The following is a 13095-nucleotide window of genomic DNA, read 5'->3' as shown; positions in this document are numbered from 1 at the left end:
GTAATAAAATTTGACACGTGCAAGCGTGCCAGCAAAAAAGATTCATGAAAATGCAACTGTCAAACTACCGAGACCTCCGTCTGTACAGACTACAATCTTGCTGACCCCCATCTTCTCAACTATAATCTTTTCAGTTGGAATCAAGGTAGTCTGTTCGTTGGCATTGCCGGGATTGATGCACATCGCAACCGGCATGCCGGAGTTGTCGATGAACATACCCATCTGTACGATGGGGTTCGGTCGATGTTCCTTGGAGACTCCGTACTTGCGTATACGTTCATGAACGTTCCCTTTTTTGTCTGTCACATAGTCCGGATCGGCAGATTCTCTCTCGAAAAAATAGTTGGTGCAGTCATAGTACATGACGGTCGTATCCCGTTCGACAACCTTTGACGAATTAAGGAAAAGTCTCTTCTGGATGTATTCACCGTGTCTGTCCAGGATATCCAGACTCCTGTAGATATGCTGTTTTTCTATATCAAAAGGCTCGATATAGCTTCCGCTCCTGCGATAATTACCTAGTTTTGAAGCCGGTCTCAAAAGCCGTTCGTAGACCATCAGCTCCAGAACTTTGTTGAAATCGAAGTCGAACTTATGTTTACGTGAGATTGCCTCGCATATCCTGTCCATCCCGACCTTATGGTACAGCCGTTTAAGAAACAGATATCCGCTCTCGCAACTCTGAGCCTCGCCTTTTTCAATAAGCTTTGTGGGCGACAGACGTGATATTATCACCTGCCGGCCCTCCTTCTCCTGTGCCGTAAGCCTGGCGATATATTCCCTGGCCCATTCAACAGGATCTCTGTCTCCGCATCTCTGACGAACTTCCTCAAGCGTTCCAAGGCGCTCATGGATTCTTGAGGTACTTTTGCCGTTCTTGTCCCTGTATGCCTTCTGTACATAAAGGATGGAAGTCTTTTTTGTCTTGGTTATTTTCAGCTTCATATTATGCCGCCCTGCCGTTGATTGCTACACGGTGCTACAAAGATAGTAATAAAATTTGACACGTGCAAGCGTGCCAGCAAAAAAGATTCATGAAAATGCAACTGTCAAACTACCGTGACACAATTTCCTGAATCTGCCAAAAATTCACATTTTTCATGTTAAAATAATCGGCACAAATAATATATCTAAAATATCGCAAGTTCCACAATATTTATTAATTTTGCACAATAATCCGTAGCTTCAGCGTTTTATGCGATGTCGACTCGGCTTTTTTCAAGTTAACTTATATAATGAACCATATTTAAAACATTTTCAAAATGAACATTTCTCACATCGAACACGTGGGCATAGCCGTTCCCAGCTTGGACGAAGCTATACCTTTCTACGAGAACATTCTTGGCCTTAAATGCTTTGCCATTGAGGAAGTTGCCGACCAGAAAGTGCGTACAGCCTTCTTCAAAGTAGGACAAACCAAAATCGAGCTTCTTGAAGGCACAAGCGACGACAGTGCAATATCCAAGTTCATCGCCAACAACGGCGGTCGCGGCGGCATCCAGCACATAGCATTCGCTATGGAGGACGGTGTAGCCAACGCTCTTGCCGAAGCTGAGGAAAAAGGCTGCCGCCTTATCGACAAGGCTCCCCGCAAGGGTGCCGAAGGCCTCAACATCGCATTCCTCCACCCGAAGTCGACCTGCGGTGCGCTCATCGAGCTTTGCGAAGACCCCAACAAATAAAATCAAGGTCGGCGCAATGCCGGCTAAATAACAACATTTCCAAAGGAAAGAAATAGACATGAGCAATCAACTCGAAAAAGTTCAGGAGCTAATTGCATTACGCAACGAAGCTCGTTTAGGTGGCGGCGAAAAAGCCATCCAGAAACAACACGATAAAGGTAAGTACACGGCACGTGAACGCATTGCCCAGCTGCTCGACGAAGGTTCGTTTGAGGAACTCGATATGTTTGTTCGCCATCGTTGCACCAACTTCGGCCAGGAGAAGAAAAGCTACCTCGGCGACGGCGTGGTGACAGGTTACGGAACAATCGACGGCCGTCTTGTGTACGTATTTGCACAGGACTTCACCGTATTCGGCGGCTCACTCTCGGAAACCATGGCCTTGAAGATATGCAAGATCATGGACATGGCCATGAAGATGGGCGCTCCCGTCATCGGTCTTAACGACTCTGGAGGTGCACGTATCCAGGAAGGCATCAACGCGCTTGCCGGATATGCCGAAATTTTCCAGCGCAACATCATGGCATCGGGTGTAATACCTCAGATTTCAGGTATTCTCGGTCCCTGCGCCGGCGGTGCAGTTTACTCTCCAGCCCTCACCGACTTCACCATCATGACCAAGGGCATCTCCTACATGTTCCTCACCGGTCCCAAGGTAGTGAAGACCGTTACCGGCGAAGATGTAACTCAGGAAGCTCTCGGCGGCGCCAATGTTCACGCCTGCAAGAGCGGTGTTGCACACTTTGCAGCCGAAGACGGCGAAGAGGCTCTCAAAATCATCCGCAAGCTCTTCAGCTTCATCCCGCAGAACAACCTTGAAGAGCCCCCGTTGGTTGAGTGCACCGATCCCATCGACCGTCTTGAGGATTCACTCAACGACATAATCCCCGACAGTGCAACCAAGCCCTACGACATGTATGAGGTAATCGGCGCAATCATCGACAACGGCGAATTCCTCGAAATCCAGCGCGACTACGCCAAGAACATCATCGTAGGTTTTGCCCGCATGAACGGCCAGTCGGTAGGTATCGTAGCCAACCAGCCCAAATATCTCGCCGGCGTGCTTGACAGCAACGCCTCACGCAAGGGCGCACGCTTCGTTCGCTTCTGCGACGCATTCAACATTCCGTTGGTAACACTCGTCGATGTTCCCGGATTCCTTCCCGGTACAGGCCAGGAGTACAACGGCGTAATCCTGCATGGAGCCAAGCTTCTCTACGCTTACGGCGAAGCCACAGTGCCCAAGGTAACCGTGACACTGCGCAAGAGCTACGGAGGAAGCCACATCGTGATGAGCTGTAAGCAGCTCCGCGGCGACATGAACTACGCATGGCCTACCGCCGAAATCGCCGTTATGGGCGGTGCAGGTGCAGTAGAGGTGCTCTATGCCCGTGAAGCCAAGGAATCGGACGATCCCGCAAAGGTTCTCGCCGAGAAGGAAGCCGAATACAACAAGCTCTTCTGCAACCCCTACAATGCAGCAAAGTACGGCTACATCGACGATGTAATCGAACCCCGCAACACTCGTTTCCGCGTAATCCGCGCTCTTCAGCAGCTCGCCACCAAGAAAGTGACCAACCCCGCCAAGAAGCACGGCAATATTCCTCTATAAACGACACGCAATGAAAAAGAGAATATTATTATTGCTCGTTGCAGTCATCACCCTGAGTGCCGCATCCTACGCCCAAGGGCGACGCGGATTGCGCATCAACGAGGTGATGGTGCAGAACGACAGCAACTATGTCGACGACTACGGCCTTCACCATGCATGGATAGAGCTGTTTAACTCGACTTATGCACCGATGGAGATATCGAGTGTGTATCTTACCAACAATCCCGACAAGCCCAAGATGTACCCCGTGCCCCTGGGCGATGTCAACACCGAGATACCTCCCCGCCAGCATGTAGTGTTCTGGGCCGACGGAGAGCCCAACAAGGGCACCTTCCACCTCAGCTTCGAGCTTGAGCCCGGACAGGACAACTGGATAGGTATATACGACGCCAACGGAGTGACACTCATCGACTCGATAACCATCCCCGCCTCACTTGAAGCCAACACAACCTACGCCCGCAAAGTCGACGGCGCAGGCAGTGGCGCCGAGGCATGGGAAGTGCGCGACGGCAGCGACCTGCTCTACATAACCCCGAGCAGCAACAACATCATCATCGACACCAACTCAAAGGTGGAAATGTTTGCCGAAACCGACGGACACGGATTCGGACTGTCGATCATGGCGATGTGCATCGTGTTCAGCGCCCTGTTGCTCCTTAGCCTCTGCTTCTACGGCATAAGCCGCATAGGAGCACGTATATCGCAGACCAACAAGGCACGTTCGCAAGGACTCGAAACCAAGGCTCTGGCCAAGGAAGAGCGTCCGGCCCACGACTCGGGCGAGGAAATCGCCGCAATCGTAATGGCACTGCACGAACACCTCAACACCCACGACAAGGAAAGCACAATCCTCACCATAAACAAGGTGAGAAAGAGCTACTCGCCGTGGAGCTCCAAGATCTACGGACTCCGCGAGATTCCCCGTCGTTAATTCTCCACTATAATTAAAGTATACATTAAATACTCGTTTTAACAATTACCACAAAATGAAAGAATATAAATATAAAATCAACGGTAACACTTACAACGTGGGGATTGGCGACATCGTCGACAACGTGGCCGAGGTTCTCGTAAACGGAATGCCCTACAAAGTAGAGCTTGAAAAGAAGCAGGGCCCCGTAAGCATCGTATCGGCTCCGCGTCCCTCGGCTGCCCCGCGCACAGCTACAGGCGAAAAGGTAGTAAGCAAGCCCAATGTAAGCGCCGGAGGCTTCCAGATAAAAGCTCCCCTGCCCGGAACCATCCTGTCGATCAACGTAAAGGTGGGCGACACCGTTTCGGCATCCGACACAGTGCTCATGCTTGAGGCCATGAAGATGGAAAACGCCATCCATGCAGGCCGCGACGGAAAGGTGGCATCGGTCAATGTAAGCGCCGGCGACTCAGTGCTTGAAGGAGCCGTGCTCATCACTCTGGATTAAGCATAACCGAAGAGAACAAATATCACGAATTTACAATCCAATTAGAATCTCAAGATTATGACTTTCCACGAATTCATGGCTATCAACTTCCATCAGTTCTGGGAGCTGACAGGCTTCGCCAATGCCACCTGGCAACACCTGGTGATGCTTGTCGTGGGTCTGTTCTTCATCTGGCTTGCCATCAAGAAGAACTTCGAGCCCATGCTTCTGGTGCCCATCGGATTTGGTATACTTATAGGTAATATCCCCTTCAACGCCGAAGCCGGACTTGAAATCGGCATCTACGAAGAAGGCTCAGTGCTCAACATCCTTTACAACGGCGTAAGCGCCGGATGGTATCCCCCGCTAATCTTCCTCGGAATCGGTGCGATGACCGACTTCTCGGCCCTCATCGCCAATCCTAAGCTCATGCTCGTAGGCGCAGCCGCACAGTTTGGTATCTTCGGAGCCTACATGGTGGCTCTCGCATTGGGATTCGCCCCCGACCAGGCAGGTGCAATCGCAATCATCGGAGGTGCCGACGGCCCCACCGCCATATTCCTTTCATCAAAGCTCGCCCCCAACTTGATGGGTGCAATCGCAGTATCGGCCTACTCCTACATGGCCTTGGTACCGCTCATCCAGCCGCCAATCATGCGACTGCTCACAACCAAGCACGAGCGATTGATAAAGATGAAGCCCGCACGCGCCGTGTCGCAGAACGAGAAGATCATCTTCCCCATCGTAGGACTTCTGCTCACCTGCTTCGTAGTGCCTTCGGGTATTCCGTTGCTCGGTATGCTCTTCTTCGGTAACCTGCTCCGTGAGTGCGGTGTCACCAACCGTCTTGCCAAGACAGCAAGCAACGCCCTCACCGACATCGTTACAATACTTCTCGGTATGACCGTAGGTGCATCGACCCAGGCGTCGGAATTCCTCACACTCGACACAATCTTCATCTTTGCACTTGGATTCATGGCATTCATCATTGCATCGGCATCGGGCGTACTGTTCGTAAAGCTGTTCAATCTTGTATTGCCCAAGGGCAAGAAGCTCAACCCGCTTATCGGTAACGCCGGCGTATCGGCAGTTCCGATGTCGGCCCGAATCTCCAACAACCTTGGTCTTGAATATGACCCCAGCAACTACCTGCTCATGCACGCCATGGGCCCCAACGTTGCAGGTGTTATCGGTTCGGCCGTGGCAGCAGGTGTGCTCCTCGGATTCCTTGCATAACAAACTTCTAAATATCAATGCGGCGGTTATTGCTTAAATGCGTTTCCGCCGCATTGTTTACCCAACCAATGTTTGTCACCTATTGTCTTCAGATAATAAATGTTAATAAACGCTTCAATTTAAACCAATTTTAGGTTTACCGCGTTTCCCTCCAAAGCATAAGTGCATATTAACTATTAATGCAAAAAATTTTCAGAATTTTGTATGTACTGAAATTATGATTACAAAACAGGTTATCGACGAACTATATAAGAAATACGCCAAATTGCCCCCGGGCATTGAACATCTTGACATAGGGCTGCTCTTCGACTACGCGTCGGAGCATCACAATGTCGAGATTGACGAGGAGGGACACATCGTAATCGGGAGTCTTGACCCCATGTCGCCATTTCACAAAATAGCGCTTGAACGCGTGCACGGCTTCTCGCAATTTGAAGAAACAATAGCGATTGTGCTCCACAGCTCAATCATATTCCTCAACAAAAACGACATGGGAGTAAACGTTCACCTGAAAGCCAACCCGCCCACCGTGTGGGAAAAGCTCAAATGGTGGTTTCACAAAAACTGACACCCTATTAAGTGCAATACATGAGGATGTGAATCGATCGACATATACCCAATCACCATTGGGTATATTTTTATTTTCGGCCGAAAAACACTGCTACAATATTTTGAAAATACAAAAACAAAGCGTATCTTTGCAGTCGCAAAAGCCCAGGTGGCGGAATGGTAGACGCGCTCGTTTCAGGTGCGAGTGCTGCGAGGCGTGCAGGTTCGAGTCCTGTTCTGGGCACCACAAAAGCGACTTAATAAAGTGAATATCACCAAGTTAAGTCGCTTTCTTTTATTTTTACGTGCATATTACGTGCAAAAGGCCTGCACGCAACTTTGAGTTAGGTTCACTCTTCTTCGTAATAGTAAGAGTAGTCGATGCCTTTCATGAACATTTCGCGGTCGTTGATTTTGTCGGTCAAGGCTCCTTCGAGCAGCGTTTTTATATGTGTGGAGTCGACAACGCTCTCTCGCATCGCTGTCAGATATTCGTTCTTATCAATCCGGCTCCAGTCCACGCAGCGTTTGAGCGAGCGGCGGAGCATCAGGTCGAGCCAGATGCGTGTGCTGCGCCCGTTGCCCTCCATAAACGGATGTACCACGTTCATCTCCACATACTTGTCGGCAATTTCGTCAAGCGTCGTTTCCGGCATTCCCTCAATGGTCGGTATGATGGTCGGAAAATGGAGGCAATTCGCAAAAGTGAAACCTCCCTTTGATATATTCTTGTTCCTGATTTGTCCGGCAAACTCATATAGGCCGCCGAACAAGTAGGCATGAATCTGTTGCAGGCATTTCATACTGCCCGGTTCAAGAGAGTTCAGCAGTCCGCTTTCAAACAAAGTGTATGCTTTCTTTCGGCTCTGACCGTCAATGGTATTATCACTATAGGTAAACCAGTCGAGAAACCCGCTCGCCCGGTTATTGGGATAATGCTTGGCAAGAAGGATAACGCCATCGCTATTCAGAACATCAGCAATACGCTGTTTGCCATCCGGGGCCTCGAATTTGAACCCGTGAGTGGGACTCACGAGTTGAACACCTTCCTGTTTCAGCTTACGTTTAAGCCAACGCCAATAGTTGCCGGCCTTTGTATAGTCCGGCTCATTATTGATAGCGCGCACCACATCCGTAGCCGAGAACCACCAGCAGTTATTCTCGTCATCCCAAACCGCCCTCACCTCGCGATCATTGAAAAATCGTATCGACTTCTTACTCATTGTCTGTTTCCAGTTTTATAGACTTCAATTCTTTAGTGAGAGATGGACGGAACCTATATTCCTGCAATAGAAATTCGACAATTTCCTTTTGCGTTTTTGAATACCCAAGTTCTGACAACGATTCCAGGTCTGCTCTGAAATATGAGTACTTGGAAGAATTGACTTTTTTCTTTGGGGGAAACGGTCGGCAGCGTATGCACGGACTGTACGGATTAGGATCGCCTGCATTTCTTCAAAATGAGTTTGACGCAATGATCCGGCGTACTTTAACGGAGTCCGATAATCAGTCGAATCCTTTGCCGTTGCTTCCGACACGAGACGGAATAACCAGTCAAACTCACCTTCCTCTATGAGGAATGGGGCGATTTCATCAATGACATTATAACCGGTTGCCTTTGAGAGCAGATTATGGTAGAATGCGTTCCATTTGTCCCCGTCAACAAGTTCCTTGAGTTGATGATAGAATTTTGCTTTATCGTTGTAGCTGTTATAGAACAGGCGTTTGAGATTATCTATACGTTCTTCCAATGTGCCATGTTCCACAAGAAGTTGCTGTTTAAGTTCAAGCCAGTTCGGAGTCTTTGGCGAATAGAAGTAAGAGCCATTGTCCTTGATTGCCTGCGCCCTGTCGAGCAGGAGGATAGCCTCAAGCCAGTTGTCGGCATCAAGCAACTCATTATAATATTTCAGGCAGACTTCAGGATACTGTATTTCATCCTCCATATATTGGCGAGCTTCATCTGCAAGACCCATTGAACGGATAAAATCAATTTTACGGCACACCCACGTCCCTGCCTCATCACCCAGATTCTCGTCAATCAGAGCATCGTATATTCCACACGTAACTTCATCGTTGTCGCGTCTGAGTGCGATAAGTTCAAGAATAAAATCGTATGGCGAACCAATGTAGTCGTCTATCACATCCTTCTTTTTAGCAGCTTTAATGAGTTTTTCTAAAGAATTCAGAATATCGTGGCTGACATCCTCGCGAATCATAAGAAGTCCGACAATGTTTCCCAATACATCCATTATATCCTGAATACTGCCGGAAAAATCATCGCCATACCAATCATCACCGTAAAAATCCTCATCAGTCACCTGCATACCGACCTCTTTGACTATTACGTCACACAGGTCATATAGCTTCTCGGTAGACAGCGAGTCTGCGTTTTCGCTCCATGGCTTTATCAAGTCATTATAGACATTGCTCCAGTCAGTCGCTTCTCTCACTTCATGGCGCGAGAAGAACTCTTTTGTCTCGCGGTTTACGGCCTGACTGAGTTTGCGGGCGAAATCCACATTTTCTACCGAAGGGCAGAGGCAATTTCGGATATAATCCTTGAAATCAGAATGTTTGTTGGCCCATCCTGAAACAATATCGCGCAAATCGTCTTCGTTCGCATGGGCAATCAATTGCGATATATCTTTAGATGTATTCATTTTTCTTTTGTTTATTTCTTGGAGCGGAGTCGCTTTTGTTCGGCTTCAAAGGCTTCGAGGAAGTGGATTTCGACCGGGGATAGTTGATACTGGGTACGCTCACGGAATTTGTCGTATTCCTCATTGGCTTTCAGCTTGGCAACTTCGGCCGAGACGCATCCGGCATGGTTCAGTAATTCCTTACCCGACAGCTTCAGGAAATCGTCGAGCTTCTGAATCCAGTCTTTCATATACATCGGCACATGGCTCTTGGCCTGAAGTTCGGCAAAGTCAAGATATAGGTTGACGATTCGGTTCAGCATATCTACCTCCTCTTCTGCGAGATAATTCTTCGCAATCTCAGCCTCATGTTTGGTAGGCATGGCACCTCGCCATGTTGTCAAACCCATGAAATCCTTTTCGGCATTGGCACGGTCATAGATAACCTCTGCGGCAGTATGTCCGTGTGCGGCAAAGTGCATTTTGTTCTGAACAGTCTTGAAGAACTGTTGGGTGATGGCGGTGCGAGGGTCATAGTCGATGCTGAGGGCGTAAATTTCAAGTACCTTGCGATAGAACACCTTTTCAGAGCTGCGTATATCTCGGATTCTCGCCAGCAGCTCATCAAAATAATTTCCTTGTCCGGCATTTTTCAGCAGGTCATCATTCAGCGCAAACCCCTTTATCATATATTCCTTCAGCACCTGAGTAGCCCACTGCCGGAACTGCACACCACGATGAGAGTTGACACGATAACCCACGCTGATAATCATGTCAAGATTATAAATGGGAATCTTACGCTCAACCTGCCGTTTCCCTTCCGTTTGAACTTGTGCAAAAAATGCACAAGTTGAATCGGCGGTTAACTCACCTTCATCGTAGATTCTTTTGATATGACGTTGTATAGTTGAGCGGTCGCGCTGAAACAACTCCGCCATCTGGTCTGCAGTGAGCCACACAGTCTCATTTGAGAGCCGAACCTCAATCTTCGTCTCTCCGCCCTGCGTCTGGAATAATATTATCTGTCCGTTATCCATTTACAAATCGTATAGTTTATGTTTGTGACCGCGTTTTAGTTCGAATTCATACTCTCGTACCAATGACTCTTTTTCCTCTGTAAGATATTGAATATGCTCAAGATAATTTATTTTATCTTTCAATTTTCTTATCTCTACAATTAGCGATTCCAGAAACTCAATCCTACATTTTATGGCAGGTGCAAAACTATCTCCGCCAGTCATTGAATGAGGGAATAAATCTAATTGCCGAAAATCGGTGAGGTTGGTATTGGAAGAAATGAATGTAATGTAATGACGGATTCTAAAAGAACCCATATATGACGATATTATCTCAAAAATAATACTGGAAATATTACTGTTTTGGCAGTATTTATATATCATATCATCTATGAAATTTGCAGCAGTATCATCCTTTAGATTACAAAAGAACGAATATAAATTCTCTTTTTCGCTATATGGAAAATAGGCCATAGCACCATAATACTGTAGTGTCGACTCAATAACTATGGAATAGTTCTCAATATCCCATATAAACTCATAGGGATGGATTTGATACTTAGTGACAAATGTTGGAAAGGCTTTACAACATTCGACCCAAAACTGCGGTGATATTTGCAATAAATACTTAAGTAATTTATGGTTATAATCAAATTTATCTTGACTTTTAATAGCACTGATGTATGCATATTTGACAAGATCTGTTTTTGATTGATGTCGTTTGCAAAATTTCAACAAAAACTCTTCTGATCCAGCAATAGACATAGCATTGCGAATTCTGTATATCAGAGCAGCCATTATGGAGCGACATCCATTATCAAAACTCTCAGCGGAAAAATATCTATTACATAAACCATCTATGGTAAACCACTCTAAAGAGTGATGACGTATAGCTTTACAAAAATCCGATGCAGAAACCAGAGATGATGCATTATCAATAATAACGATATAAGCCAACAATAAGTCTGATTTTAGATTAAGCCTTTGAGACCCAATAAATCCAACAAGCTCTGCTAAATCATGTCCCTTACTATAATACGTTGAAATAATTCGAGTTGGTATAAAATACAATCCTTGATCAATACAGTATTGCCAAAGTTCAAATCCACTTTCCTGACTTAGTTCAAAAGCACATTCAATTACATATGATATCCTAACGTCATCTCCGATATTTTTGTAATGTGAGATATGTGCAATATCTTTACAAAAATTTATGAGTTCGGTGACTGATTTTGTTTTTATTATTTGAGCAATATTTTCTCGTTCAAAATCATATAATCTATTACATCTCTGTTTTCTAACCTTGCTTATCTGACAGTCCAGAAGATAATGCCTATTTGCCTTAGACCAATCTATCTGAAGTAGGTCTTTCCCCATAATAGCTTTTATTCTCTGACGAAGAGTTTCCAGATTCTTACACACATTGAAATCTTCTGTGATATTAAGTTTGCTAACACAATCGTTTATAAAATCCAATTCAGCACTTATTAGCTTTCGGGCAATAGATTTTACTTCATAGAAATCTTCATAAAGATCACTTAATAATACTGACTGATTTAAATTAACGATATTGCTATTAATCCATTCCCATATTCTTTTACGATTGGTCTTCAGTTCATCAGTGATAACTACTGCATAACGTCCGATTACGAAGTTCCTTCCTTTTATGCGTGAATATTGGTATGAAAACTTAAGAAATGATGGCAATACGCAGCTAGCTAATATGAAGCCAGTTTCACTCTCCTTTGATAAATCTATGAGAACTTCAATGATATTCGTTTCACGTTTGTATGAATTGGCATAGTCAATATCATCATATATCCAATGTTCTGATATTATTTTTACGGCACTTTCCATTTTATTAGGATGGCTTTTCAAAAACTCAACTATGAGAGCTAATGCCGTGGCGGTATCAGATTCCTCTGAATGAGAGAAATTAGAAAGTATGGAAAGAATTATATCAGAATTTACATAAGAATGACTAAAATCATCAAATTTATTTTCTTTAATTAAATTCTTAATGTAAAGAAAAGTCAATGCAGGAATCGCACCACTAAATACTTCTAAGAACTCGCATTTTTCTCGTTCTTCTTTGATAGAAACAGACAGACTTTTCCATGCATCGGAGATAGAACTTCGCGAGAAATCTATCACCTCCTTTTTATGGAAACAATTCCATACGGAAAATATACTATCTCTCAATCGTTCTCTTCGATTATGCAGGTTCTCAATTAGATTCGACAAACTTAGTTCTTTAAGGACATAGAAACATTTATAGAATGCATAAGTTCCAAAATTTTGATCCTCTATAGTAGCAATATCATCATCTGTTATACTAATACATTCCAAATCATCAAGCTTACGACATATAGATTTAAACTCTGACGATTCAAGACCAAAAACGTGTTCAATTTGATCTAATAATGAAGTCTCCTCTAAATCAACAACTTTGTAAAAAGAAATAATTGCAACTACCTTGATTAGCTTACAATCCGTACAATCCGAAATTAAACGCTCAAAGAAAGGTTTGTAATATGCGTCATAAACCCCTTCCACATTAATTAAATCGTTATACTTTTTTCCAGCCAAAGCAATTTGAGCACACATCACTGCTAATCTGATATTCTTACCAGTGATATTATTAATGCGTTTGTGCCACAGTGCATTAGTAATACCAAACGATGTAAGAATTTTTGATGCAAGATCTTCCGGAGATTCTGACATTGCAATTTGCTCAACTTTTTACCAAATTAGAACATTTTGTAATTACGGAATCAAGAGCATAACTGCGAACTGTCGCAATAAATTTAACATTACTATTGAGGGTATGCTCATAAAACTCGATTGCCTCATCCCAAATGGCAGTTCTATTTGCATCATCTATAATGAACAAGTATGAGACATTTTTATCAACATTATCCAGCGTTTCTCTTATATTACGATTCTTTTCCTCAATAA

12 protein-coding genes and 1 tRNA gene are annotated in these 13095 nt (G+C 45.2%); 7 read left to right on the top strand and 6 right to left on the bottom strand.

Annotation, left to right across the window (positions count from 1 at the left end):
- Positions 1-42: 42 nt before the first annotated feature.
- Positions 43-945 (bottom strand): IS1634 family transposase, encoded by a 903-nt coding sequence (locus tag E7746_RS00060; RefSeq protein WP_136409410.1) that lies wholly within the window; start codon positions 943-945, stop codon positions 43-45.
- Between the two features lie 317 nt (positions 946-1262).
- Here E7746_RS00060 and mce point away from each other — a divergent pair, with 317 nt between their 5' ends.
- The 7 genes from mce (at position 1263) to E7746_RS00025 (ending at position 6726) form a co-directional block, all read left to right on the top strand.
- Positions 1263-1682: a methylmalonyl-CoA epimerase gene (mce, locus tag E7746_RS00055; RefSeq protein WP_123397223.1), complete on the top strand. Its 420-nt coding sequence runs from the start codon at positions 1263-1265 to the stop codon at positions 1680-1682.
- A 58-nt stretch (positions 1683-1740) separates the two neighbouring features.
- On the top strand, positions 1741-3294 hold the full coding sequence (locus E7746_RS00050; RefSeq protein WP_123397224.1) for an acyl-CoA carboxylase subunit beta: 1554 nt from the start codon (positions 1741-1743) through the stop codon (positions 3292-3294).
- 10 nt (positions 3295-3304) lie between these two features.
- Complete coding sequence (locus E7746_RS00045; protein ID WP_135947737.1) at positions 3305-4225, top strand: OadG family transporter subunit; 921 nt, start codon at positions 3305-3307, stop codon at positions 4223-4225.
- Between the two features lie 55 nt (positions 4226-4280).
- A complete protein-coding gene (locus tag E7746_RS00040; RefSeq protein WP_123397226.1) occupies positions 4281-4715 on the top strand; it encodes an acetyl-CoA carboxylase biotin carboxyl carrier protein in 435 nt (144 codons plus the stop codon).
- A 57-nt stretch (positions 4716-4772) separates the two neighbouring features.
- Positions 4773-5930, top strand: coding sequence for a sodium ion-translocating decarboxylase subunit beta (locus E7746_RS00035; RefSeq protein ID WP_136409409.1), 1158 nt, complete (start codon positions 4773-4775; stop codon positions 5928-5930).
- A 217-nt stretch (positions 5931-6147) separates the two neighbouring features.
- Positions 6148-6498, top strand: coding sequence for a hypothetical protein (locus E7746_RS00030; RefSeq protein ID WP_123397228.1), 351 nt, complete (start codon positions 6148-6150; stop codon positions 6496-6498).
- A gap of 144 nt (positions 6499-6642) precedes the next feature.
- A tRNA-Leu gene (locus tag E7746_RS00025) sits at positions 6643-6726 on the top strand.
- Positions 6727-6829: 103 nt separating this feature from the next.
- Here the strand turns inward: E7746_RS00025 and fic are convergent.
- The 5 genes from fic to E7746_RS15180 all read right to left on the bottom strand — a co-directional run.
- Positions 6830-7702, bottom strand: coding sequence for a protein adenylyltransferase Fic (gene fic / locus E7746_RS00020; protein ID WP_136409408.1), 873 nt, complete (start codon positions 7700-7702; stop codon positions 6830-6832).
- A 24-nt stretch (positions 7703-7726) separates the two neighbouring features.
- The gene (locus E7746_RS00015) at positions 7727-9142 is read right to left on the bottom strand and encodes a hypothetical protein (protein WP_136409407.1); all 1416 of its coding nucleotides are present in this window, start codon (positions 9140-9142) and stop codon (positions 7727-7729) included.
- Positions 9143-9153: 11 nt separating this feature from the next.
- The gene (gene rhuM, locus E7746_RS00010; RefSeq protein ID WP_136409406.1) at positions 9154-10158 is read right to left on the bottom strand and encodes a virulence RhuM family protein; all 1005 of its coding nucleotides are present in this window, start codon (positions 10156-10158) and stop codon (positions 9154-9156) included.
- On the bottom strand, positions 10159-12861 hold the full coding sequence (locus tag E7746_RS00005; protein ID WP_136409405.1) for a hypothetical protein: 2703 nt from the start codon (positions 12859-12861) through the stop codon (positions 10159-10161).
- Positions 12862-12871: 10 nt separating this feature from the next.
- On the bottom strand, positions 12872-13095 hold a 224-nt coding region (locus tag E7746_RS15180), incomplete at its 5' end, for a hypothetical protein (RefSeq protein WP_238337262.1).

Source organism: Muribaculum gordoncarteri (assembly GCF_004803695.1).
Lineage (GTDB): Bacteria > Bacteroidota > Bacteroidia > Bacteroidales > Muribaculaceae > Muribaculum > Muribaculum gordoncarteri.
This window is presented reverse-complemented; position numbering and strand designations above follow the sequence as displayed.

Coding starts and splice junctions, on each gene's coding strand:
- E7746_RS00045 (WP_135947737.1), top strand. CDS start 3,305: ATGAAAAAGAGAATATTATTATTGCTCGTTGCAGTCATCACCCTGAGT.
- E7746_RS00030 (WP_123397228.1), top strand. CDS start 6,148: ATGATTACAAAACAGGTTATCGACGAACTATATAAGAAATACGCCAAA.
- E7746_RS00060 (WP_136409410.1), bottom strand. CDS start 945: ATGAAGCTGAAAATAACCAAGACAAAAAAGACTTCCATCCTTTATGTA.
- E7746_RS00040 (WP_123397226.1), top strand. CDS start 4,281: ATGAAAGAATATAAATATAAAATCAACGGTAACACTTACAACGTGGGG.
- E7746_RS00015 (WP_136409407.1), bottom strand. CDS start 9,142: ATGAATACATCTAAAGATATATCGCAATTGATTGCCCATGCGAACGAA.
- E7746_RS00050 (WP_123397224.1), top strand. CDS start 1,741: ATGAGCAATCAACTCGAAAAAGTTCAGGAGCTAATTGCATTACGCAAC.
- rhuM (WP_136409406.1), bottom strand. CDS start 10,158: ATGGATAACGGACAGATAATATTATTCCAGACGCAGGGCGGAGAGACG.
- E7746_RS00005 (WP_136409405.1), bottom strand. CDS start 12,861: ATGTCAGAATCTCCGGAAGATCTTGCATCAAAAATTCTTACATCGTTT.
- fic (WP_136409408.1), bottom strand. CDS start 7,702: ATGAGTAAGAAGTCGATACGATTTTTCAATGATCGCGAGGTGAGGGCG.
- mce (WP_123397223.1), top strand. CDS start 1,263: ATGAACATTTCTCACATCGAACACGTGGGCATAGCCGTTCCCAGCTTG.
- E7746_RS00035 (WP_136409409.1), top strand. CDS start 4,773: ATGACTTTCCACGAATTCATGGCTATCAACTTCCATCAGTTCTGGGAG.